At 46.5% G+C, this 23,316-nt stretch carries 20 protein-coding genes; 8 read left to right on the top strand and 12 right to left on the bottom strand.

From position 1 onward, the window contains the following. The first annotated feature begins 95 nt into the window (after positions 1–95). Complete coding sequence (locus HYN46_RS12720; protein WP_162818194.1) at positions 96–1,154, top strand: hypothetical protein; 1,059 nt, start codon at positions 96–98, stop codon at positions 1,152–1,154. Positions 1,155–1,189: 35 nt separating this feature from the next. On the opposite strand, the gene HYN46_RS12715 is transcribed toward HYN46_RS12720, so the two are convergent. The 4 genes from HYN46_RS12715 to HYN46_RS12700 form a co-directional block, all read right to left on the bottom strand. Next, the gene (locus HYN46_RS12715; RefSeq protein WP_114899724.1) at positions 1,190–2,122 is read right to left on the bottom strand and encodes a patatin-like phospholipase family protein; all 933 of its coding nucleotides are present in this window, start codon (positions 2,120–2,122) and stop codon (positions 1,190–1,192) included. A 117-nt stretch (positions 2,123–2,239) separates the two neighbouring features. Further along, positions 2,240–3,103, bottom strand: a complete 864-nt coding sequence (locus HYN46_RS12710) for a tetratricopeptide repeat protein (RefSeq protein WP_114899723.1) — start codon at positions 3,101–3,103, stop codon at positions 2,240–2,242. A gap of 3 nt (positions 3,104–3,106) precedes the next feature. Further along, complete coding sequence (ptsP, locus tag HYN46_RS12705; protein WP_114899722.1) at positions 3,107–5,392, bottom strand: phosphoenolpyruvate--protein phosphotransferase; 2,286 nt, start codon at positions 5,390–5,392, stop codon at positions 3,107–3,109. 144 nt (positions 5,393–5,536) lie between these two features. Next, positions 5,537–6,019 (bottom strand): RNA pyrophosphohydrolase, encoded by a 483-nt coding sequence (locus HYN46_RS12700; protein WP_114899721.1) that lies wholly within the window; start codon positions 6,017–6,019, stop codon positions 5,537–5,539. A gap of 301 nt (positions 6,020–6,320) precedes the next feature. Between HYN46_RS12700 and HYN46_RS12695 the strand changes: the two genes are divergently transcribed. Next, positions 6,321–7,001: a histidinol-phosphatase gene (locus HYN46_RS12695; protein ID WP_114899720.1), complete on the top strand. Its 681-nt coding sequence runs from the start codon at positions 6,321–6,323 to the stop codon at positions 6,999–7,001. Continuing rightward, positions 6,998–7,273, top strand: a complete 276-nt coding sequence (locus HYN46_RS12690) for a DUF4124 domain-containing protein (RefSeq protein WP_114899719.1) — start codon at positions 6,998–7,000, stop codon at positions 7,271–7,273. The genes HYN46_RS12695 and HYN46_RS12690 overlap by 4 nt, the downstream gene beginning before the upstream one ends. Before the next feature lie 101 nt (positions 7,274–7,374). On the opposite strand, the gene HYN46_RS12685 is transcribed toward HYN46_RS12690, so the two are convergent. Further along, positions 7,375–7,830 carry a hypothetical protein gene (locus HYN46_RS12685; RefSeq protein ID WP_114899718.1) on the bottom strand — a complete coding sequence of 152 codons (456 nt, stop codon included), beginning with the start codon at positions 7,828–7,830 and terminating at the stop codon, positions 7,375–7,377. A 156-nt stretch (positions 7,831–7,986) separates the two neighbouring features. Here HYN46_RS12685 and HYN46_RS12680 point away from each other — a divergent pair, with 156 nt between their 5' ends. Beyond that, the gene (locus HYN46_RS12680; protein WP_162818193.1) at positions 7,987–8,328 is read left to right on the top strand and encodes a hypothetical protein; all 342 of its coding nucleotides are present in this window, start codon (positions 7,987–7,989) and stop codon (positions 8,326–8,328) included. Between the two features lie 37 nt (positions 8,329–8,365). Here HYN46_RS12680 and pta read toward each other — a convergent pair whose 3' ends face one another. From pta to HYN46_RS12655, 5 genes are all read right to left on the bottom strand, one after another. Then, positions 8,366–10,489 (bottom strand): phosphate acetyltransferase, encoded by a 2,124-nt coding sequence (gene pta, locus HYN46_RS12675; RefSeq protein WP_114899716.1) that lies wholly within the window; start codon positions 10,487–10,489, stop codon positions 8,366–8,368. An 85-nt stretch (positions 10,490–10,574) separates the two neighbouring features. After that, positions 10,575–11,786 (bottom strand): acetate/propionate family kinase, encoded by a 1,212-nt coding sequence (locus tag HYN46_RS12670; RefSeq protein ID WP_114899715.1) that lies wholly within the window; start codon positions 11,784–11,786, stop codon positions 10,575–10,577. Between the two features lie 186 nt (positions 11,787–11,972). Then, a complete protein-coding gene (locus HYN46_RS12665) occupies positions 11,973–14,048 on the bottom strand; it encodes a M13 family metallopeptidase (RefSeq protein ID WP_114899714.1) in 2,076 nt (691 codons plus the stop codon). A gap of 121 nt (positions 14,049–14,169) precedes the next feature. Further along, the gene (locus HYN46_RS12660) at positions 14,170–16,248 is read right to left on the bottom strand and encodes a M13 family metallopeptidase (RefSeq protein WP_114900762.1); all 2,079 of its coding nucleotides are present in this window, start codon (positions 16,246–16,248) and stop codon (positions 14,170–14,172) included. Between the two features lie 427 nt (positions 16,249–16,675). Further along, positions 16,676–16,885, bottom strand: a complete 210-nt coding sequence (locus HYN46_RS12655; RefSeq protein ID WP_114899713.1) for a PspC domain-containing protein — start codon at positions 16,883–16,885, stop codon at positions 16,676–16,678. A 299-nt stretch (positions 16,886–17,184) separates the two neighbouring features. On the opposite strand from HYN46_RS12655, the gene HYN46_RS12650 reads away from it, so the two are divergent. Both HYN46_RS12650 and HYN46_RS12645 read left to right on the top strand, forming a co-directional pair. Further along, entirely contained in the window at positions 17,185–18,018 is an 834-nt protein-coding gene (locus HYN46_RS12650) for an alpha/beta fold hydrolase (RefSeq protein ID WP_114899712.1), read from the top strand. A 135-nt stretch (positions 18,019–18,153) separates the two neighbouring features. After that, positions 18,154–18,699: an RNA 2'-phosphotransferase gene (locus HYN46_RS12645; protein ID WP_114899711.1), complete on the top strand. Its 546-nt coding sequence runs from the start codon at positions 18,154–18,156 to the stop codon at positions 18,697–18,699. Between the two features lie 49 nt (positions 18,700–18,748). On the opposite strand, the gene HYN46_RS12640 is transcribed toward HYN46_RS12645, so the two are convergent. Continuing rightward, positions 18,749–20,569 (bottom strand): acyl-CoA dehydrogenase C-terminal domain-containing protein, encoded by a 1,821-nt coding sequence (locus HYN46_RS12640; RefSeq protein WP_114899710.1) that lies wholly within the window; start codon positions 20,567–20,569, stop codon positions 18,749–18,751. A gap of 142 nt (positions 20,570–20,711) precedes the next feature. After that, on the bottom strand, positions 20,712–21,647 hold the full coding sequence (locus tag HYN46_RS12635) for a DMT family transporter (protein ID WP_114899709.1): 936 nt from the start codon (positions 21,645–21,647) through the stop codon (positions 20,712–20,714). A gap of 99 nt (positions 21,648–21,746) precedes the next feature. On the opposite strand from HYN46_RS12635, the gene HYN46_RS12630 reads away from it, so the two are divergent. After that, entirely contained in the window at positions 21,747–22,610 is an 864-nt protein-coding gene (locus HYN46_RS12630; protein ID WP_114899708.1) for a LysR family transcriptional regulator, read from the top strand. Between the two features lie 304 nt (positions 22,611–22,914). Continuing rightward, positions 22,915–23,274, top strand: coding sequence for a hypothetical protein (locus HYN46_RS12625; protein ID WP_114899707.1), 360 nt, complete (start codon positions 22,915–22,917; stop codon positions 23,272–23,274). Positions 23,275–23,316: the final 42 nt, after the last annotated feature.

The raw sequence follows: 23,316 nt of genomic DNA, 5'->3' as shown, positions 1-23,316 counted from the left end.
TTGTAGTAGGGTAATGAAGTAGCATAGAGATGAAGAACTACTTCATTCTGTACATGATGCCAAATTGCCTAACACCTATCATCAGACTAATAACTATGAAAAATAAGCTGATACTCCTCTTTGTAGTTCAAATTTTATGTCTCTGGCAGTGTGCTTTTGCTGATACGGATAATCCAGATGTTAACTATTTAAAAGATAAAAGCCGTATTGAATCCATTGTAGGTGGTTTTTATGAAGGTCGTTTCTCTGACGGAACGCCTTTTCAAATGACACTGTACTATTCTAAAGAGGATGAGAAATATTCCTCATATCAATATCCCAGACAATTGAAAGGCGAGGCTATCGGAATTAGGCAGAGTTCTTTTCAAGGAGACTCTTTTACACTCTCAGTAATAGCTGATGATCCGAATACTGAAGGGAAGGTGCTCTATAAAGAAGAGTTTGTTGGGACGCTATCTAATGATAAAAAGAATGCATCGGGAATATGGACGCATACTGCGAACCAAAAGAAAAAAACGCTGAATTTCTCAATGCAACAAATTAGCGTATACAAAGAGATATCAGTGACCCATAAAAGTATTTATGCATCGCGTCCACTAGAGTCTTATGAAGTCGGATTTATTGATCCAACTCGTCCTTTTAAGTTTAGTGCCGTTTTTCCTGTTTTTAATGATGAGAAAATCGATAAAAGAAACTTAGAAGATGCAGCTATATGTGATCATGATCAGGAATGCAGTAATGGTATCTATATTCTTGGCTACTACAATAATTTATTGAGTCTGAGTAGTGAGTTTTGGTGGTATGACGCAGGATCAGCACATGGGCACTATAGTTCTCTTACTAGACATTATATTTGGGCATCTGGTATATCACAGGAAGTATTTTTAGATCATTTTTTAAAATTCTCACCGACTTGCTTAGCAATGCTCTCTAATTTAGTTCGCAAAGGGTTGGGAGAAATAAGTGGTGCTAAATACTTTAAAATTACTCAGCAATCTTACAAACAGGTAAAGTTTCTCCCATCGCCTTTGGGCTTGCAATTTATGTTTGATGTTGAAGAGTTTGGGGCTTACGGTGAAGGAACGCCTCCCAGTGTTTTCCTTCCTAAAGAAAGTATTAAACAGTGCTTAACTTATCTACCTAAAAGTAAATAATTAATATTGGAGTGTTCTGATCCATAGTTTCGGATTTAAAGCCACTCATCCTTAATCCACGCCACGGTCTCATCCAGATTAAACTCTGCTGCGATCTGCTCCATACGATCTAGCTTATCAACCGCATCCAATGGAATCGTCTCATTGGGTGCGAAGACAATCTGTAGTCGATGATAACGATCATTTAGTAGTTCACGCGATTGATAATCCGATACGCCAGACACCCCATCGGTCAAGACATTGATCAGTGGCTTGATCCACTGCGCATAACCCCAGTCGAGGGTTTGTCCTTTGATATAAGTCAGACTTACACCCGTGCCAACAGATAGCAAAACCAGTTCATCAAGACTTGCTCGCTCAGTAGGATCATTCTTCTGTGAGATCGCCTGTGCAATCGCCACCACGCTGGGATTATTGGCGAAGACGCCCCCATCGATATAGCCATCGGCTGAAGGGAAGTAAGTCGGCGCAGCACTGGTATAGAGGGCGACGTCTGCAATCAAGCAGTCATCATCACAGTCTGAACCCTTAAAGTTATGGAAAATCTTGGGTTTCCATGTTCGCTGGTTTGCTGGTGCACCATTGTCGAGATCAAAGGTTGGGATGGCGACCTTCTTGCTGAGGTCGGTGATTTTCTGATTACCGAAGATGGCTTTGAGTTCTGCTTTTAAGTTTTTATTTGAGTACTCCGCACCGATAGTCCGGCCCAGATCGCGGATATCATCCCAAAGACTATCATCAAAAATCTCTCGGCCTTTATCTTTGTAGAGATCACCAATGTCGTTAGGTGTTTTGCCCGCAGCCAGCCCCAGCGCAAGAATGCCGCCCGTGGATGTGCCTGCATAGAATTGAACGCCATCAAGCCATCCTGCAATATCCTGATGTTTGTTAAGGCGATCAAGCAAGCGGGCAGTGATGAGACCGCGTAGACCGCCGCCATCCAGACTGAGTATTCGATACTTTGCCATGAGAGTTCACCATGAGAATCGATTTGGTATTGTCTAGAGTTTAAGCGGGTTTATCGGGGGAGCGGGTAAGCGATTTGTTGGATTAGTGATCAATTTCGAAGCGGGACTATTTTTAAGTCAATTATTGAAACTTAATAGCTTACCGCCTGTTAATCTTTGCCACTCCTCAAATATTGGTAATATCGATTCATCTTCACGTACTGCTACGCCTAAAGTTCTTTCGTGATTAAAGTCGGGTGTTAAGTCCGAATCGTGATGTTCGTGAGGCATTCCCTCGCTGCATTGCCGACATAAAGTTCTGACGTTTTTTGTCCAATCTTCAAAATGATGAACAGATTTTGAGAATAAATTTTCAAGGACAGCGATATCTTGTTCGCTGTTAATTTGAATAGATGCAAGTGCTGTCGAAAATTTTGAGCGCTCAAAAAGTTCTAATACATTAAAAACCGGATATTCATTATTTCCATTCTTTCGGTATCCGACAGCGGCACCGTCATGCAGAACGATATCATCGTACCGAAATCCAGATTCTTTGTAGGGAACATTTTCTATTCTGGCTCTGACTGGATCTATTCGAGTGGCCCAGACTACTTCGGCATCGTAATCGGGATTCAATCGCACAGGAGTTATGCCGAAATTCATGTCGATGGGGCCAGATTTTCCATCAAGAGCTATGCCATTGTCTTGCCATGCCTGACGTACTGTTGCCCAATCTCTTAGAGCAGTGGCTGCAATTGCCAGATTCCATCTTGCAGATTCATCAGAAGGATCAAGGGAGTAGGCCTTTTGGTTGTATTCAAAAGACTTGGTCCATTCATTCTGATATTTATAAATTAGACCAATATTATAAAAACTCTCAGACTTTTTAGGGTCAAGTTCTATTGCTTGTAGATAAGCAGATATCGCTTCTTGCTCCTTTCCTTCATCACTGAGGCGCTGCCCTAATTCATGCAGTTCTTGAGCCTTTGTTTCAGCAAGCATCACTCACCCCAAACTCTTCTGCGCAGGCTTAATCAAACTACCCAGACCTTTATTGATCATAAACATCTCAACCCAACTGCGAATCACCGCAGGGTTATCCATCTTGAGTACTTCAGCAAGCAACTCTTGCGCCTCAGTCAGAGGGATCTGGATCAAGGCCTTACGCACTTTCAGAATATTGGATGAACTCATCGACAAGGCATTAAAGCCCATCGCCATCATCAGCGCCGCTGTACCCGGATCACCCGCCATTTCACCGCAGATGCTGACAGGACGATCTAGCTCACGGCAGCGTTTCACCAACTGATTCAGCGTGCGAAGTACCGCAGGATGGTAGTGGTTATACAAGGTCGCCACACGCGGATTATTACGATCGACCGCAAGTAGATACTGGGTCAAGTCGTTAGAACCGACAGAGAAGAAGTCAACCAACTCTGACAGCTCATCAATGATGCTGAGTACGCTCGGCACTTCGATCATCACACCGACTTTGGGTTTGTTGATCTTGACCTGTTCCTCTTCCTGCACTTCATGCAAGGAGCGATCAAGCAGGTATAACGACTCTTCAACCTCACTGACCGAGGTGATCATCGGGAAGAGGATATGCAGGTTATTGAGTCCGATACTGGCTTTAAGCATCGCACGCATTTGCGCAGAGAAAATCTCAGGATGATCCAGCGTAAAGCGGATGCCGCGCCAGCCTAAGGCGGCGTTTTCTTCCTCAATTGAGAAGTAGGGCAAGTCTTTGTCTGCACCGATGTCGAGTGTACGCATGACCACGGGCTTGCCCGCAAAGTGGCTGAGCTGTTGGCGATAGATCAGACGTTGCTCTTCTTCACCGGGGAAGCGCTCGCGCAGCATAAAGGGAATTTCACTGCGATACAGTCCAACGCCTTTGGCCCCGCGCTGTGCCCCGCGAATCACATCGATCATCAGACCCGTATTCACATACAGCGGCATCACGTGACCATCTGGGGTGATGGTTTCGCGGCGCTCGTAGGCTTTGAGGTCTTGAGCGGCTTGTTGCTCTTCTTTTTGAATCTCTTTGTAGCGCTGACGCAACTGACGGATCGGATGAACGAAGATACGACCCTGATGAGCATCAACAATCATCTCGACATCATCCAGTGATGTCGTCGGCAGTTCGGTGACGCCAATCACTGTCGGGATACCCAGCGCACGTGCCACGATCACCATGTGAGAGTTGGCAGCCCCTTCGGTCGTGACAATCGCCGCAACGTTATCCAGTGGGAGTTCGACCAGCATGGCGGTCGAGATTTCCTCACCGATCAGGATACTTTCTTCACCAATCTCACGATGCTGATTGTCGGAAGCTTGCAGGCGTGCAAGCAAACGACGACCCAAATCACGCAAGTCTGCGACGCGTTCACGCAGGTATTCATCTTTCATTTGCGCGAAGTGGGCGGTGTGTTGATCAATCACCGCACGGACTGCACCTTGCGCCCAATTGCCGGCTTTGATTTTGGCATTGATTTCGGCGGGGAGTGCATGATCGTCCAGCATCCGCAGATAAACGCTAAATAAGGCGCGTTCATCTTCGAGCAGGGCTTTTTGCATCTTTTCATCAAGATCGCGGATGTCTTTGCGTACGATCTCAAGTGCATCTTTAAAGACGACCAGCTCGGATTTCACATCATCAATTTTGCGATCCGGAACCAGTGACAGGTCAGCTGGGGGATACAGTACGACTGCACGACCAATGGCGATACCGCCCGCACCAGAAACACCTTGGAATACTTGCGGCGAGGATGCGCTATTGGGTTTTCTAAAAACATCCACTTGCCCGACCGCATGCGCGTGAGCAATGGCACCAGAAAGCTGGGCGCATAACGTCACAAGAAAAGATTCTGCTGCTTCACTAAAGGCACGACGTTCACGGTGCTGTACAACCATGACGCCCATAACCTTGCGGCGATACATGATCGGTACGCCGAGGAAGGCGCTATAGCGTTCTTCACCCGTTTCAGGCAAGTAGCGGAAGCGTGGATGGCTAGAGGCATCCTCAAGACTGACGATTTCTTCACGTTGTCCCACCAAGCCTACCAGACCTTCGGTGGTGGATAGAGACACTTCTCCGACTGAATCTGCGTTTAAGCCAACGGACGCCATCAAAATATAGCGTTGATTGCGTTCGTCCAAAAGGTAGACCGAACACACTTCCGTCTCCATGGCTTCGGCAACCAGTTGTACCATGACTTCGAGTGCCGCATGGAGATTCGGTGCGGCATCTACGTCTTGTACAATCTTGCGCAGGCTTTCAATCTGCATGACATCTCCAATTCCGATTTAGGGTTGTCTTATCTTTTATTTCCCTGGATAAATAAGCATTGACGTATGAGAATGATCATTCATCAAGAGGCGTATTGCTAGGTCGCATCAATTCTTTTATATGGTCTATTCAGCCAACAACGTTTAATTTAAAACGGGCAAATGCGGGATCAGCTCAAGCAATGCCTTGCGATAAACTTCACGCTTAAATGCCACCACTTCGGTCAGGGGATACCAATAACTCACCCACATCCAATGATCAAACTCTGCAGGAGTCTGGGCATCCAGATGAATCTCTGACTCACTTGCGGTCAATTGTAGTAAAAACCACTTTTGCTTCTGTCCAATACAAACTGGTGGAGCATCGTCCTGCCGCACATAGCGATGTGGCAACCGATAAGGAAGCCAGCCTTGGGTTTGAGCCAGAATCTTCACATGCGTAGGTTGTAATCCGACTTCTTCCCAAAGCTCACGATAGAGCGCTTGCTCTGGGGTTTCACCTTCGGAAATCCCACCTTGTGGAAACTGCCACGCATTATGACCGATTCGTTTTGCCCACAGCACCTGACCTTGTGCATTGCACAAAATCATGCCGACATTGGGCCGAAAGCCATCTGCATCTATCATTGAAACAATTCCAGAAAATATGCCTAATGTGGTGCATGACCATCCTTATTTTTCATCATCGCGTGTCATACTAGGGCATAACATCATGACATCTTCTAAAAGCTGATATAAAGGCAAGGAAAGTACATGAAATTTGATGTTATTTTACCGAAATTCTGTAGGCTTACGGCGATAGTTTTTACAGTTTTTTGTGAGTTAAATCACTAAGTGAATTTTACAAGTCAAGATGTAGCGACATTATTGGCGAAAACGCTGTATTTTTAATCTGTTTTGATAACTTTTGAGCCCATTGGAGGCGAGCATGCAATTGGCGTTATTTGATTTGGATCATACCTTATTAGATTTGGATTCAGATCATGAGTGGGGCGAGTTTTTAATTGCACAGGGTTTGGTAGATGAAGCCGAACACCGCAAACGTAACGACCAGTTCTATGCAGATTATCAATCCGGTACTTTAGATGCCGTGGCCTATAATGAATTCGTTTTTCAATTTTTAAAAGGCAAAGCACCGAGCGTATTAAAAGCGATCAGTGATCAATATCTAGACACTATCATTCGCCCGGCGATGCGTCCACTCGGGATCGCTGCGATTGAGAAACATCGTCAAGCGGGTCATGAGATTGTGATCATCACTGCGACCAACAGTTTTGTCACAGCCCCAATTGCACAGGCTTTTGGCGTTTCGCATTTGATTGCCAGCGAACCTGAGATCATTGATGGCGTGTACACTGGTAAGCTTGTGGGGGAGCCGTGCTTCCAAGCAGGTAAGTTACATCATCTCAATGCTTGGCTGGCGCAGCATAATCCGGATCAGAAACTGGAGAATAGCTGGGGCTATTCCGACTCGTTTAATGATTTGCCCTTACTGAATTTTGTCGATCATCCCATTACGGTGACTCCAGATAAACGTCTGCATGCTCATGCATTGGATCATCAGTGGCCGGTAGAAAATTGGTCGGTTCGCGCAGGAGTCTGGGGATGAGACTCGTTTTAGTGGGTTTAGGATTATGTTTAGTCTCTTCAGTTTCCTTGGCACATGATGTTTATAAGTGTCAGGATGCAGGTGGTGGGGTGCATTATTCCCAGACGTCATGTGCATCGAATGCGCGCATGTTGCCATATTCAAAGCTTACGGCCGATCATTATGAATATCAGCGACACCAAGCGATTCAAGTCCGCAACTTCAAAGCGCAGCGGTATGCTGAGCGAAAACGCTATTATCAGGCGGAGAGAGCGTCGCAGCGGGTGAAGTGAGATTGTGAAACTTCCGATATTTGAAGGATGAGTCGTTAATAACCAAGGTTGAGAAAAGAAAAGTTATCACCTTGGTTTTTGTTGATTAATTTTAGTTTAGATTATTTTTTTGTGGCATATTGATTGAGAAATTGACGTATTTCAGTTTTGATCTCTTCTGGGTCACCGTAAATTTTTTCTTCAGCAAGGTATAAAGCATCAGTTAGTCGAGACATTTCAAATTGTGAATCCTCATCTAGAATAAAATTTTCACATGCCATCCTATATAATATATCTGCAGTGAATTTATAATTAATGTCATTCTTAGAAGCTTTGCGTGCAAGCATCTCTATTATTTTATACGTTACATCAAGGATTGATGCTTCTTTTGTAAGTTCTGTCAGAGCATCGTTGGCTTGATGGTTATTATTTGCAAGGGATATCTCGTATAATTGCGGATCAGGGTTATCTTCTACTGTAATCAAATGATCAGCCCATTGGATGACTTCAGGGAGCGTTACTACATTCCAGAGTAGAGCTTTTTTGTATGCTAAAGCTTCGGTTGCAAGATTCATCATTTGCCTCACTTCATAGACTAGAACGGCATTTTCTCATTTCGATATTACTGCAATATCTGTGCATTCCCAAAAATAAAATAACCATATCAGCTATAAATATTTCTGACTTTTTGGTAGAAATAGTACTGTATTGCAAATATCTCTGGTACGCCGATCATGGCCAGCAATACAGAAAATCCGTTTAACGAAAAGCAATCCGCTGTGCAGTTTATAAAGTCTCGTTGGTTAGATTTTCTTCTGATAGTAGTGATGGCCTATTCAGTTGTGAGTCGGTTCCTCGAACATCGTTTTACTGTCATTTTTTTATATGCAGCATTTTTAGCGTATAGCATCTCTCTTCTTTTTGGCCCTCGCATTTCATTGAACAAAACCTTGTCGCAAATCCATGCGCAGATTCAAACAGCCCCAATCGGTGTCTCATACAAAGCCCGAAGCTTTTTTCGCTATGTTGCGGGGGTATTTTTTATCATTTTTGTTTATCGATTATTTTATGCTTAAGACGTTCGGACCATTGTCCAGAACGTCTTGGAAAGATTTATCCCTCAGCCTGAATCGCCGTCAGCGCAATCGTATACACAATATCTTCGACCAATGCGCCGCGTGACAAATCATTCACTGGTTTATTCAAGCCCTGCAACATGGGTCCTACACTTACCACATTGGCACTCCGTTGTACGGCTTTATAAGTGGTATTCCCTGTATTCAAGTCAGGGAACACAAACACCGTCGCACGTCCAGCAACTTTGGAATCAGGAGCTTTTTGTTTGCCGACACTTTCAATCGCGGCGGCATCGTATTGCAATGGACCATCGATCATCAGGTCTGGACGGCGCTCTTGCGCGATCTTGGTGGCTTCACGCACTTTATCCACGCCGCTACCCGTACCGGATTCACCGGTTGAGTAGCTGATCATCGCCACTCGTGGCTCAATGCCAAATGCTGCTGCTGAGTCGGCACTCTGGATCGCAATCTCAGCCAGTTCGGTTGCTGTCGGGTCTGGGTTAATCGCGCAGTCGCCATAGACGACTACTTGCTCAGGGAGCAGCATAAAGAAGATTGAGGATACCAAGCTAAAGCCGGGAGCCGTCTTAATCAATTGGAAGGCGGGGCGTACGGTGTTGGCGGTGGTATGAATTGCACCCGACACCAGTCCATCGACTTCACCCAGTGCCAGCATCATGGTGCCGAGCACCACAGTATCTTGCAATTGGGCTTCGGCAAGCTGTGTTGTGAGCTTCCCTTTACGGCGTTCCACCATAGGCGCGATATAGCGTGCACGGATGCTTTCAGGTTCGATGATTTCAAGGCTAGGGGGCAGGGTAATGCCGCGCGCCAATGCCACCGCTTCAACCTCTTCACGTTTTGCCAGCAAAATACAATGCGCAATACCGCGTGTTTGGCAGATGACCGCTGCTTGAATAGTGCGAGGTTCAGCACCTTCAGGCAGGACAATCCGCTTGGTTGCCGCTTGGGCCTTTTTGACGAGTTGATAACGGAATGCCGATGGAGACAGTCGCTCAGAGCGCTGTGCGGCGAAGTGTTTTTTCAGCCAGTCAACATCAAGGTGGCGCGCTACGGTAGCCATGACTTGTTCCGCTCGGTCATGGTCATCGGCAGGGATTTCGTTGCTCATTTGACTCAAGCGCTGCACGGTTTCAAACGAGTCGCTTTCCACGGACAGTACCGGTAGACCCGACTTAAAGGCATTGGTACAGAGCTGCAGCAAGGGTTCTTCGGGCAGATAGTCACCGGTCAGAACCACGCCCGCCAGCGGCACGCCATTCATTGAGGCAAGGCAAGCCGCAACCAAGACATCTTCACGATCACCGGGGGTGACGATTAGGGTGTCTGGGGTAAGTGCTGACAGGATATTCTTTACGGTACGGGCACATAAGGAAACACGGCGGACGCGGCGCTCTGTAGCTTCACCGCGATTTAAGAACTTGGCACTTAAAACTTGTGCGACATCAATGATACGCGGGGAACTTAAAGCTTCATTGAAAGGCACTACGCCAATCAAATGGAAATTATCCGTGCCTACATCTTGGGAAAGTGGCTTTAAGGCTTGGATAATGCGACTTTGCAGAACGGCCAGTTCAGCCGGCTCGCCCAACGCAGCTTCGGTCACACCTTTGACACGGTTTAAGATATAGCCGAGGGTGCGCTCTGAAGCGGTGCCCCCAAAGGCTTGTGCGACGAGGTCTAGACGATCAGCCAGTCCTTCCAGATGATCGATATCCGCTGTGGTGACGATGATCACGCTGGCATCAAGAGATTGGGCCAGTGCCGCGTTCAGCTGAGGAGCATAGCTGCTTTCGCTGGTGGGGACGAGGCCTTCAACGATCAGGACATCCTGACCTTGTCCGCTTTCATTTTTCATGCTCATGAGCTGCTCAAGCAGTTCATCCATGTGACCATCACCCAGCATACGTTCGACCGTGCTTTGCTGCATGGCTTGAACCACAGGTCGATTTAAGGTTTTACTGACCAAGAGACTGGAGCGGTCGCTGCCGTCACCATCGGCATTGAGTTCGGCTTGGACAAAAGGCTTCATAAAGCCCGCACGCATACCCGCCATATCGAGTGCGCGAATTAAGCCCAAACAGGCCGAGGTGAGGCCAACGCCGATACCGGTGGGGACGATCAAAAAAGTTTGCATGAAAAAAAGTCCCTTAAAATGGTGTTACTAATGTTTTGGTGGTGTTATTGGCGCTATCACGTGAAATGTGCCACGCGAGTGACTCTTATAAGCCCAGCACACTCCGTGTTTCTCGTGCGATCTGACCTTCTTCATCGGTGGGAATCACCCAGATCTGACGTCCTAAATAGGCGTTGATCCCAAGTTCCGTGTCATTCGCGCCCTGATCTATACGTCCTTCTGCACCGCGGATCATTTTCTGGTTTTTATCCGCGTCGAGATACAGTCCAAAATGGGGGAGAAGCGCCAATGTTTTGGCACGAATCACCGCTGCATTTTCGCCAATCCCACCCGTAAAGATAATGCCCGTAAACACAGGCAATGCGCAACTCATGGCCGCTAATGACTGGGCAAGGCGATAGCAAAAGACATCAATGGCAAGCTCTGCACCGCGATGTCCATCTGCAGCCGCTTCAGTCAGCGTGCGCATGTCATTGGACAAACCCGACAGACCAAGCAAACCACTTTTTTTATTGAGGATCTGGTCAATTTCTTCCAGTGACCAGCCCAGTGTTCGGGTTAGATGAATGTGCAGACTGGGGTCGACATTGCCACTGCGGGTGCCCATGACCAGACCTTCAAGCGGCGTTAGGCCCATACTGGTGTCCATACTCTTGCCTTGCCAGACGGCACAGGTGGAACAGCCATTGCCTAAATGTGCAGAGATCCAGCCGTTGTTATCACCACCGACAAGCTGGTCGGTATGTTGGGTGACATAAGCATGGCTGGTGCCATGAAAACCATAGCGGCGAATGTGGTGCTTGCTATACAGATCCTCTGGCAGCGCATAGCGAAAAGCTTGCGGGGGCATGGTCTGGTGAAATGCCGTATCAAATACAGCGACTTGCGGTAAATCTGCAAACAGCTTTAATGTCGCATCAATCCCTTGCAGGTTCGCAGGGTTATGCAGCGGGGCAAGCGGTGTAGTTTCACGAATCACTTTTAAGACCGATTCGTCGATCTGCACGGCATGAGTGAACTTCTCACCCCCATGCACCACGCGGTGACCAATCGCTATAGGGAGTTCATCCCCGAGTCTTTTTAATATCTCTGTCAGTGCCGCTTGATGATCTGCATGGGGAATCGCCACCGACGTTTTTTTGCCATCTTCGGTCGTGATATTCAGTAAGGCTTCCGGTGTGCCTAAGTTTTCCGCCAGTCCTGAACGACGCACTTGATGAGCGGCGACGTGTTCGGGAACAAGTGCAAATTTAATCGATGATGAACCGCAATTGATCACTAAGATTGGACGAGACATAGGAGATGACTGTGATGAGCTTCATTGCATTATAGACTGGAAAAATGAAGATTTGACGGCAGAATTTAGTCCAAAATGAAGGTGATATGTGCTTAAAGCGTAACGAAAGTTTTTTCTTTGAGCTTCAAAAAGAATCCCAGCCTATTGCTTGAACAGGCTGGGATTGATTAATGCACGAATGCAGATTTACCACATCACCACGCGTTTTTCGGGAGGCAGATACATCTTGTCGCCTTCCTTGATGTCAAAGGCTTTGAAGAAAGCCGGTTGGTTGAGTAGTGCGCCGTTACCGCGGAATTCAGACGGCGAGTGTGGGTCGGTTTTCACCGCCATGATAGCGGCATCATCACGTACTTTCTCACGCCAGACTTGTGCCCAGCCCAAGTACAAGCGTTGATCACCAGTCTTGCCGTCTATCACTGGTGCTTCTTTGCCTGCCAGTGAAAGGTGATACGCCTTATAGGCAATCGCCAGACCCGAGTTGTCGGCGATATTCTCACCCAGTGTCAGCTCGCCATTGACCTTGTAGCCGGGTACAGGACTATACGCATTGTATTGCGCAACCAGTGCTTTGGTTTTGACTGCAAAGTTCTTGTGATCAGCGGCAGTCCACCAATTACGCAGATTACCCACTTCATCATATTGGCTACCTTGATCATCGAAGGCATGGCTGATTTCGTGTCCGATCACCCCACCAATTCCGCCGTAATTGACCGCATCATCTGCCTTGGCATCAAAGAATGGCGGCTGCAAGATTGCCGCAGGGAATACGATTTCATTGAGGGATGGGTTGTAGTAGGCATTCACGGTTTGCGGTGTCATGCCCCATTCCGCACGGTCTACTGGTTTGCCGAGCTTGTTGATTTCATATTGGCTGGCAAAGAGCGCAGAGCGGATTTCGTTACCGATTAAATCGTCTTTTTTGATTTCCAGAGATGTGTAGTCACGCCATTTGTCGGGGTAACCCACTTTGACCATCAGCGTAGATAGTTTCTTCTGTGCCTCAATTTTGGTGGCTGGGCTCATCCAGTCCAGTTGGCTGATGCTGGTCTTATAGGACTTGATCAGGTTATCCACCAGTACCAGCATTTTGGCTTTGTTTTCAGGCGGGAAGTATTTGTCGACATACACTTTACCGAGTCCTTCACCCAGTGACGCATCGACGGTCTGAACGCCTCGTTTCCAGCGCGGTGTATTCTCCGGCGTGCCCGACAGCACCGTACCATAGAAAGCAAAGTTTTCATCAACGTAAGCCTTGGACAGATCCGGTGCAAAATGATTGATCAGATGGAACTTAAGATAAGCTTTCCATGTGTCTACGGGTGTTTTGTCGATAATGTGACTAAGTGCTTTAAAGTAGGTGGGCTGACTGACAATCACTTCATTGGTTTTGTCTTTCAGACCGGCATTGGTCAGATAGGCATTCCAATCAAAATGTGGGGTCAGTAGCGGCAGTTTTGCGGTGGTGACTTTGTTATAGGTCTTAATCGGGTCGCGGTTCTGGACATTGGTCCATTGCGCCTTGGCGATATCGGTTTCAAATTTCACGATGTCAGCCGCGTGTTTTTTTGCTGCATTATCGCCAGACATGCTCAGTAATTTTTCAATATAAGCTTGGTATTTGATGCGTGCATCTTTGAGTTTGGCATCGTCTTTCAGATAGTAGTCGCGGTCAGGTAGCCCCAAACCACTCTGACCCAAGCCCACGGTCATTTTGGTGGAGTCTTTGTCATCTTGTTTGATTCCGAACTCGATAGGGGAGACTACATTGATCAGAGACAAATGGGCAAGCAAGGCGGCGAGTTGGGTTTTATCGTTCAGCGTATCGATTTTAGACAGTTCTGGAGCAAGGGGAGTTAGCCCTAGTTTTTCTAAAGCGAGTTCATCCATAAAGCTTTGATAGAAATATGAAATCTTCTCTTCTACGCTGCCTTTGGGCAAGTCTTTTGTTTCACTCATTTGCGTGATGATGGTTTGCAATTGGGTTAGAGACTGCTCATACAGTTCATAAAAAGCCCCCCAACTGGATTTGTCTTTGGGAATCTCGGTGTTTTTAAGCCATGTGCCATTGGTGTATTTATAGAAATCATCTTGTGGGCGTACGGCGAGGTCAAAGTTTTTCGGGTCAATGCCTGAAACTAATGTTGCTGCTGTAGTCGTGGATGTTGCTGTGTTCGCAGTGGTCTCTGCAGCATGGGATAGACCACTGATCTGGCTCAGTATCGCAGCAGCAAGTAGTGTACGGGTCATGATCTGTTTCATGGATTATCTCGATCTGATCAATATGATTTAAAAAAGTTTGGCTTGATGTGACTCGTTTAAAAAAATGACCCATTAATTGCTTAACAGGTCATTCATTTTCAGTCTTATGTGTTCACCCGATTTACCACATAATCACGCGTTTTTCAGGCGGCAAGTACATCTTGTCGCCTTCTTTGACTTCAAACGCTTTGTAGAATGCAGGTTGGTTGACTACCGCACCATTACCACGGAACTGCGCTGGAGAGTGTGGGTCAGTTTTCACGAATACAATCGCCTGTGCATCACGGATTTTGTTGCGCCACACTTGTGCCCAGCCTAAGTACAAGCGCTGATCACCCGTAGTGCCATCAATGATTGGTGCTTCTTTGCCACCCAGAGACAGTTTGTAGGCCTTGTAGGCAATAGCAAGGCCGGAGTTGTCCGCGATGTTTTCACCGAGGGTTAGCTCACCATTGACGTTATAACCAGGGACTGGGCTATAGGCATTGTATTGTTCAACTAGAGCTTTGGTTTTTTTAGCGAACTTCTCGTGATCCTGCTTGGTCCACCAGTTACGCAGATTACCCACTTCGTCAAATTGGCTGCCTTGATCATCAAAACCATGGCTGATTTCATGACCAATCACCGCACCGATACCGCCATAGTTGGCTGCATCATCTGCATTGGCATTGAAGAATGGCGGTTGCAGGATCGCGGCTGGGAACACGATTTCATTGAGTGATGGATTGTAGTAGGCATTGACGGTCTGTGGCGTCATTTCCCACTCATCACGATCAACTGGTTTGCCCAATTTGTTGAGCTGATAGGCGTATTCAAAAGCCGCAGAGCGGATTTCATTGCCGATCAGATCATCTTTTTTGATCTCAAGGGCAGAGTAATCACGCCATTTCTTTGGATAGCCGATCTTGATCATCAGGGTAGCCAGTTTCTTTTGCGCCTGTTTCTTGGTCGCAGGTCCCATCCAGTCTAAAGTATCAATACTTTGGTGGTAAGCGGTGATCAAGTTATTGACCAGTTTTTCCATGCGCGCTTTGTTTTCAGGCGGGAAGTACTGCTCGACGTAGAGTTTACCCAAGCCTTCGCCCAGTGCAGCTTCAACGGTTTTCACACCGCGTTTCCAGCGGGGTTCGTTTTCAGGCGTACCACGTAGGGTGGTGCCGTAGAAGGCAAAGTTTTCATCAACGTAGGCTTTGGACAAGTCAGGTGCAAAGTGGCTCAGCACGCGCAATTTGTAATACGCTTTCCAGACGTCCAAAGGTGTTTTTTGCAGGACTTGGTCGTAGCCTTTGAGATAGCTAGGCTGTGCAACGATCACATAGGTGATTTTATCTTTGAGACCTGTATCCACCAAGTAGCTGTTCCAGTCAAAGTGCGGTACTAGACCTGCCAGTTTAGCCACTTCAACTTTATTGTAGGTTTTGACTGGGTCGCGGTTTTGCACTTTGGTCCATTGTACTTTTGCCAGTTCGGTTTCAAGTGCCAAGATAGCGACTGCATTTTCTTTGGCCTTTGCGTCACCAGACAGTGTCAGCAATTTTTCGACATAAGCTTGGTATTTGACGCGCGCATCTTTGAGTTTTTCATCGTCTTTGAGGTAGTAGTCGCGATCAGGTAGACCGAGTCCACTTTGGTCAAAGCCTGCAACGATCTTGGTTGAGTCTTTGGCATCTTGACCAATCCCCAGTTCAAAAGGTGAGCTGACCTGAATCTTGGCTAAATGGGCGGTGTATGCTGCGATCTGTTTTTTGTCTTTCAGCGCATCAATGGTGGCGAACTCGGCATTCAGAGGCGTCACACCGAGTTTTTCTAGTGCGGCTTCATCCGTATAGCTAGCGTAGAGGTCTGCAATTTTTTGTTCAACGGAACCCGCAGGAATGTCTTTTTTCGCACTGATGGTATCAACAATGGTATGCAGTTGATTCAGTGAGTTTTCAGCCAGTTCATTGAATGCACCCCAACGTGATTTGTCGGCAGGGATTTCGGTATTCTTGATCCATTTGCCATTCACATGGTCATAGAAGTCATCTTGTGCACGGATGCTGGTGTCGGCATTTTGTGCGTCGATACCTGAGATCAATGGCGCAGGGCTTGTTGCGGCGGTCGCTGCGACAGGTGCAGCAGGCGTCGCTGTTGTTTCAACAGCATAAGCGATTGCAGTCATCTGCGTGAGCACGGCAGCGGCAATCAGAGTTCGGGTCATCACATGCTTCACGAATAAAAATCCTCTAGCAGGGTGTTATATAGGGGGCTCATGGAAATATTGAGCTAATCTTCGACTATATCAGCTTGATGCAATAGGATTATTGTTGAATATGGTAACTGACATAGAGACCGTGTGATCCGGTTCTGTAGCCTGTTTCTGAAGCTAAAAATTTTAGGTATTTGTTATTATTATAAAAAATAGAAAAGGAAGGTTGAATTGTCATTTTTCCCAGATAATCAATATATGCTTATGAATATAAACATAATTGTTAATAAATATTTTATTTATACAGACTGTTGAAAGAATGAACAGAGTCTTATATTGATATGCATGACAAGACGAAATCGCAACCAAAAAAAAGCCCAGTGGGGTAACTGGGCTTATAAAGCGTTAATGGCTTTTAAAAAAGGTTCGGTGCTATCTACTAACGTGATACCCAGCCGTTTGGCTGTTGCTTGGGAATCAATATCCACAGGACGATGTAGACGAGGATTCCGGGAAAAGCTGCACTGGCCAGCGATATTGCAATAAACACCAATCGGACGAGGTTAGCATTCCAACCAAACCGTTCAGCAATCCCACCCATAACCCCAGCAATCATATGATGTTGAGTTGAGCGTTGCAGACCATTCATAGCAGCAGTTCTCCGTCAATTGTTCTGCCAAGTGGCAGTGAAATCATTATCTATGCTTTCTATATCAGGATGTAGTGCGACTATGTGGTGTTTCATTAGCAGCATGTGACGGCATAAGCGGAATTTGTAAATGTACTGATCTGTTTTCATGCAGCGGTGTGATCCACTTGGCATTCATCAACTATTCATTCGGATGGTCGATCATGATTAACACAATCAGCACGATTTTCAGAAAATTTGTAAGACGTTTCGTTGCACACTGGGATGGAAAGGAACCCTCTTTTTTCAGGAGAAATATCGTGAGTCTCGTTAATGTCGGAATCGAAAACTCAATTCATATCAATCTGCACTATGAGGACTTGGGCTCGGGCAAGCCCGTCGTCCTGATTCATGGCTGGCCGCTGAGCGGGGCGTCATGGGAAAAACAAACAGCGGCGCTCCTTGCAGCGGGGTATCGAGTCATCACGTATGATCGTCGGGGATTTGGGCGTTCTACTCAGCCCTCTACCGGCTATGACTACGATACTTTCGCATCAGATTTAAACAAAATTTTGACCAAGCTGGATCTGCATGATGTGACGTTGGTGGGCTTCTCGATGGGTGGTGGGGAAGTGGCGCGTTATGTCGGTCTATATGGAACTGAGCGGGTAAGTAAGGCGGTTATCATTGGTGGTGTCACGCCATGTTTGCAAAAAGCCGATGATAATCCGGACGGCGTTGATGTCAGTGTTTTCAAAGGTATTCAGCAAGGGCTACTTACCGATCGACCTGCATTTCTGACCGGAATTTTCAAAGATTTTTATAATCTTGATGTGCTGGGTGGTGTGCTGATTAGTGATCAGGTTGTCCAATACAGTTGGAATATTGCTGTTGCTGCATCAGCGAAAGCGACTGTTGATTGTGTGGGCGTTTGGGGCACGGATTTCCGTAAGGATCTGGCAAAATTTACCATTCCGACTCTGGTGATTCATGGTGATAGTGATCGTATGGTTCCTTTCGAGTTATCAGGTGCAAAAACACATCAAGCTGTCAAAGATGCCAAGCTCGTCTTGATCAAAGGCGCTCCCCATGGTCTGACATGGACTCATGCGGATCAAGTTAATGCGGCGCTGCTGGAATTTTTGGCGGGTTAAATAGTGAAAAATTAAAGGCTTTGAATCCAAGTCATTCAGAGTCTTTTTTGTAGCCAATTTATTCATTATTTAATGATTTGCGGTTTATTGAGCACTGTTATCATGAATGAATACTGCACCATGTTGAGAGTTTGAATGACGTATACCGAAATCAGTAAGTTTTTAAGTTTTGTCTTAAGGCACCAACCTGAAGCGATAGGATTGACGCTTGATCGTGAGGGGTGGGTGAGTATTGATGATCTCATTGCCGGTGCAAGCAAAGATGGCAAAGAATTAAGTTACGAGCTTATTGAAGCCGTGGTTGATGGGAGTGATAAAAAACGTTTTGCAATTTCAGAAGATGGCGCTTTGATTCGTGCTGTGCAAGGGCACTCGACTGAAACGGTGCAGCGAAGCTTTCCTGAACAAATCCCTCCGGAAACACTCTATCACGGAACCGCCACTCGGTTTCTAGAATCCATACGCGAGCAGGGGCTTCTGGCTGGATCAAGGCATTATGTACATTTATCTCATAATCAAGACACTGCCATTGCTGTTGGTCGACGCTATGGTAAACCTGTCTTGCTAGAGATTGATGCACTAGAAATGCAGCAGCAAGGTTTTAAATTTTTTCTTTCTGAAAATGGGGTTTGGCTGACGCAGAGTGTGCCTAGAGAGTTTATCAGAGATGAGAGATCATAAAAAAGGAAGCCATCAGGCTTCCTTTTTTTACTCTCAACACTTCAAATGATTAGTAATCAAATGAGAAGTTGCTGATATCCATCTGCATCAGTGATTTAGATGGCTTGATCATTGCTTCAGCATGACCTTGTGCACGTGGCAACAAGCGCTCGAAGAAGAACTCAGCAGTTTGGATCTTGGCTTGATAGAACTCAGGTTGTTCTTTGCCACCTTTCTCAAGCAATTCGAATGACTTAGCAGCCATTTGAGCCCAGAAGTACGCCATCATCGCGTAGCCTGAGTACATCAGGTAGTCGTTAGATGCACTTGAAACCACATCACGATCTTTACGTGCCATCAACATCAGGCGCAGAGTCAGTGTATTCCACTGTGCACAGATCTTGGTCAGATCCCATGCAAAACCGCGCATGTTTTTGTGGCTGGCTTGACGACCACAGAACTTCAGAATGTCGCCAGTGAAGTCACGGACTACTTTACCGCGGCTACCGAGTAATACTTTACGGCCTAGCAAGTCGAGTGCTTGGATACCTGTAGTACCTTCGTAGAGGGTAGAGATACGTGCATCACGAACGATCTGCTCCATGCCGTGTTCTTTGATATAACCGTGACCACCGAAAACTTGCATACCCAAGTTTGCAGATTCCAGACCCATTTCAGTCAAGAAACCTTTCAGGATTGGGGTGTAGAAGCCGAGTTTGTCATCCCAGTATTCGTATTCAGCGTGATCGCCTTTGAGGATACCGTCAGTCATTTTGTCAGCAAGTTGCGCTGCATAATAGATCATCGCACGACCGCCTTCAGCCACTGCTTTTTGAGTCAGGAGCAGACGACGGACATCGGCGTGGTGAATGATCGCATCAGCAACTTTATCTGGATCTTTTTTGCCAGACAGTGCGCGCATCGAGATACGCTCTTTGGCATAAGGTAATGAACCTTGATAAGACAATTCAGCGTGTGCAATACCTTGAACAGCAGTACCGATACGCGCAGTGTTCATGAAGGTGAACATCGCGTTCAAGCCTTTGTTAGGCTCACCGATCAGATAACCGATTGCACCGTCAAAGTTCAATACGGCAGTCGCAGAAGCACGGATACCCATTTTGTGTTCGATTGAACCACAAGTTACTGGGTTACGTTCACCGATGGTGCCGTCAGCTTGAGGGATGAATTTAGGAACGATAAACAGTGAAATCCCTTTGGTGCCTTTAGGCGCATCTGGGAGACGTGCCAGAACGATATGGATGATATTTTCAGCCAGATCGTGCTCACCCGCAGAGATGAAAATTTTGGTACCGAAAAGTTTGTAAGTACCGTCAGCTTCTGGCTCAGCACGGGTTTTGACCTGACCTAAGTCAGTACCACATTGTGGTTCGGTCAAACACATGGTACCACTCCATGTGCCTTCAACCAGTTTAGGCATATAGGTGTCTTTTTGTTCTTCAGTACCGTACTGAAGAATGGTATTCATACAGCCAGAGCTTAAGCCTGGGTACATGGTGAATGACCAGTTTGCGGTTCCCATCATTTCTGACTTAACCAAGTTCAGTGACATCGGTAGACCTTGACCACCGTACTGTTCTGGGTAAGACAGGCCTTGCCAGCCGCCTTGTACGAACTGATCGTAAGCTTCTTTGTAGCCTTTAGGCGTGGTGACTACGCCATTGTCAAAATGACAGCCTTCTTGGTCGCCAGATTGATAGATAGGTGCGAGAACGTTTTCACACAGGTCAGCAGTACCTTCCAAAATCATGTCCACAGTGTCGCTATCGGCAAGTGCGCCGTTAGACAAAGTTGCAAAGTGAGCTTGGAAATCAAACATTTCGTTCATTAAGAAACGAACGTCGCGAAGCGGTGCTTTATAGGTTGGCATAGTGACCCCTTTAGTGGGTAAAGTAAGTAATGCGAAGGGCGATCATAATTTCGCTGCGGCGAATCATAAACCGCTATGGCAAATTTTGCATGTCTGTATTTGCCATAAATTTTGGTCATTTCAGCCATTACTTTTTTTTTAATTATGTGTTAGCTGTTTTTGGCGGGCTTAGAGAGGTGGCTTTGCGCTTTTGAATAGCGCCAGTGGTAAAGATTACACCAATTATGACGCCAAGAGTACCTAAAATTTGCCAAATATTGGGAAGAGCGCCAAAGATGATCGAAACCAGCATGGTAAAGACTGGCACTAAATTAAAAAAAGCAGCAGCACGGCTTGAGCCGATGTGCCGAATCCCATTAAACCAAAATAAATAAGCGATCATCGAACCAAAGAAGGCAAGATAAAGGAGAGCGATATGCACTGATACAGGCATTGCCGTAATCATCGTGAGTGGATGTTCAAAGATTAAACTTAGGATCACGAGTATCAGGGTGCCAAACAACATCGAGAAAGTGGTTGTTTCAAGGGGTGTCGCTTCAACAACGAAGCGTCTAGAAATAATCGTGGTCAGTGAGAATGACACACTTCCAGCCAAAATCATGACATCACCATGGGCAATCTTTAGTGTGAGTAGATGCATGAGGTCGCCATGGGTGATGACTAAAATGACCCCTGCAAGACCAAAGATCAGGCCAATCACCTTATGCAGGGTCATCTGTTCACGCTCAAACACATAAGCCAATGCCAGTGTGGTCAGTGGAGTTGTTGCCATGATCAGTGCACCATTGATCGGTGTGGTGGATTGCAGGCCAAAAAACATCGCCATGTTAAAGCCGACAACCCCAAGAAGACCAATAGCAATAAACGGCAACAAGTTTTGCTTGAGCGCGGTGAGGCGCAATCGGCCTAAACCACCAAAGATAACCACCAATAACAATGTGGCAATGACGAAGCGCTCGGTTGCAGCAGTGATTGGTGACATGAAGCGAATAATATAGGCACCAGCATTGAAGTTGGTGCCCCAAAAGAAAGTGGTCAGGATGATGCCTAAGTAAGCATAGCGCAGTGAGGAGGTCATCTGAGATGTGATCCAATGTTAACAATAAAGCATATATTGGACGTGAATTGAAAGGCGTACAATTCCACAGAGACTCACCACTACTGTGGAAAAATGCACATGTTAGATTGGGAAAATTTACATTATTTTGCGGTGTTTTCACACGAGAAGTCGCTGTCAGCCGCAGCCCGTAAACTGGGTGTTGACCACGCCACGGTGGCGCGGCGTATTGCGGCGCTAGAGTCATCACTTCAGCTTAAATTGGTCGATCGCAGACCGCGTGCCTATGTCCTGACGGTAGACGGCGAGCGAATTGCCAGTATTGCCGATCAAATGGTGGAGGGTGCTTTTTCAATTGGGCGGATTGCCAAGGCTGGGCAGCAGTCGATCAGTGGTGAAGTCTCTATCAGCGTCCCGCCTGCCACGGCGGCTAACTTTATTGTGCCACATCTGGCTAAACTGCGTCAGCAGTATCCTAACATCCTGCTTTCGATGATTGCTGAAACTCGGATTGCCTCCTTGCCGCATGGCGAGGCGGATATTGCTGTACGTTTGAGTCGTCCAACGGAAGACGACTTGGTGGCACGCAGAATTGGCATAATGCCCTTTGCATTTTATGCAGCACCAGATTATCTAGCCAAAACCAAGCCAGAGGATTATGTATTTATTGAGCTTGATTCTAGTCTGGTCCAGTCTGTGCAACAGCGTTGGCTGTCGGCTCATCTGGCGGATCGACCGATTGTTCTGCGCACCAACAGTCCCGAAATTCAGCGCATCGCTGCGTGTGCTGGCGTGGGTGTGGCGGTCTTACCTTATTTTTTAGGAGAGCTCGGAGGGCTTGCACGAGTTAGCCTTGGAGACGGTGGATTAGAGCGAGAGATTTGGTTGGCCGTCCATCAGGACCTACACAATACCCCTGCCGTACGAGCCGTGATGGATTTTCTGGTCGACTGCTTTATGCAGCCTGATTCACACCAGATTTAGATTTGTGCATATGATAAATTTTTCAACGTTATGTATTCATTAATGATACGTTTTTGAAGGGGGTTACTTTGTAGTTACTTTTGGTTTTGCTCAGCATCTGAGCGATGATCACATAAACTCACCCTTCAATAACATTTAGACTCTATTTATATGAGCAGGTTAACATTTTTGTCGTATTCTTATCGCGCTCTAAGGTTAGATAATAGACAAACTAAGCATCTGTTCTGACTTAGCATGATATATAAAGTTCAATATTTGTATTAGATACAGTAATCAATATAGAAAACTAACTTGGAGTTTCGTGATGAACATGTCAAAACATTTCACTCGTTTGACTTTTGCAGCGGCTACTTTAGCAATGGGTATCAGCTTTCCTTTATATGCAGCCGATGCGCCAGCAGCTGCTCCTGCGGCGCCAGCGCCAGCAGCGGCCCCAGCCGCAGCAAAGCCCGCCCATGAAGCGGTGAAAAAAGTGAAACATAAAGCCCATAAAGTTGCAAAAGAAGCTATCGATGAGAAAGGTTCTGCTGAGAAGCGTGTCGTTTGGAAAAATGGCGTAGTCTTCCATGACGTAGAACCTACTGGCCAAGCTGCTGGAACCTTCGGTGCGCCAACATCAACTTCAGACACGTTAAAAGTTGATATTTCACAAACTGCGAAATAAGTACTCCTTCATGATTTAAAAAAACCAGAGTGGTATCCACTC

The organism is Aquirhabdus parva (assembly GCF_003351745.1).
GTDB classification, from domain to species: Bacteria; Pseudomonadota; Gammaproteobacteria; order Pseudomonadales; family Moraxellaceae; genus Aquirhabdus; species Aquirhabdus parva.
The sequence above is the reverse complement of the archived record's forward strand: the minus strand, read 5'-3'. Positions and strand labels throughout refer to the sequence as shown.

Coding starts and splice junctions, on each gene's coding strand:
- HYN46_RS12630 (WP_114899708.1), top strand. CDS start 21,747: ATGTTAGATTGGGAAAATTTACATTATTTTGCGGTGTTTTCACACGAG.
- HYN46_RS12670 (WP_114899715.1), bottom strand. CDS start 11,786: ATGTCTCGTCCAATCTTAGTGATCAATTGCGGTTCATCATCGATTAAA.
- HYN46_RS12710 (WP_114899723.1), bottom strand. CDS start 3,103: ATGCTTGCTGAAACAAAGGCTCAAGAACTGCATGAATTAGGGCAGCGC.
- HYN46_RS12640 (WP_114899710.1), bottom strand. CDS start 20,569: ATGCCAACCTATAAAGCACCGCTTCGCGACGTTCGTTTCTTAATGAAC.
- HYN46_RS12635 (WP_114899709.1), bottom strand. CDS start 21,647: ATGACCTCCTCACTGCGCTATGCTTACTTAGGCATCATCCTGACCACT.
- pta (WP_114899716.1), bottom strand. CDS start 10,489: ATGCAAACTTTTTTGATCGTCCCCACCGGTATCGGCGTTGGCCTCACC.
- ptsP (WP_114899722.1), bottom strand. CDS start 5,392: ATGCAGATTGAAAGCCTGCGCAAGATTGTACAAGACGTAGATGCCGCA.
- HYN46_RS12665 (WP_114899714.1), bottom strand. CDS start 14,048: ATGAAACAGATCATGACCCGTACACTACTTGCTGCTGCGATACTGAGC.
- HYN46_RS12715 (WP_114899724.1), bottom strand. CDS start 2,122: ATGGCAAAGTATCGAATACTCAGTCTGGATGGCGGCGGTCTACGCGGT.
- HYN46_RS12720 (WP_162818194.1), top strand. CDS start 96: ATGAAAAATAAGCTGATACTCCTCTTTGTAGTTCAAATTTTATGTCTC.
- HYN46_RS12645 (WP_114899711.1), top strand. CDS start 18,154: ATGACGTATACCGAAATCAGTAAGTTTTTAAGTTTTGTCTTAAGGCAC.
- HYN46_RS12685 (WP_114899718.1), bottom strand. CDS start 7,830: ATGATGAATCTTGCAACCGAAGCTTTAGCATACAAAAAAGCTCTACTC.
- HYN46_RS12690 (WP_114899719.1), top strand. CDS start 6,998: ATGAGACTCGTTTTAGTGGGTTTAGGATTATGTTTAGTCTCTTCAGTT.
- HYN46_RS12655 (WP_114899713.1), bottom strand. CDS start 16,885: ATGAATGGTCTGCAACGCTCAACTCAACATCATATGATTGCTGGGGTT.
- HYN46_RS12680 (WP_162818193.1), top strand. CDS start 7,987: ATGGCCAGCAATACAGAAAATCCGTTTAACGAAAAGCAATCCGCTGTG.
- HYN46_RS12625 (WP_114899707.1), top strand. CDS start 22,915: ATGAACATGTCAAAACATTTCACTCGTTTGACTTTTGCAGCGGCTACT.
- HYN46_RS12700 (WP_114899721.1), bottom strand. CDS start 6,019: ATGATAGATGCAGATGGCTTTCGGCCCAATGTCGGCATGATTTTGTGC.
- HYN46_RS12695 (WP_114899720.1), top strand. CDS start 6,321: ATGCAATTGGCGTTATTTGATTTGGATCATACCTTATTAGATTTGGAT.
- HYN46_RS12660 (WP_114900762.1), bottom strand. CDS start 16,248: ATGACCCGAACTCTGATTGCCGCTGCCGTGCTCACGCAGATGACTGCA.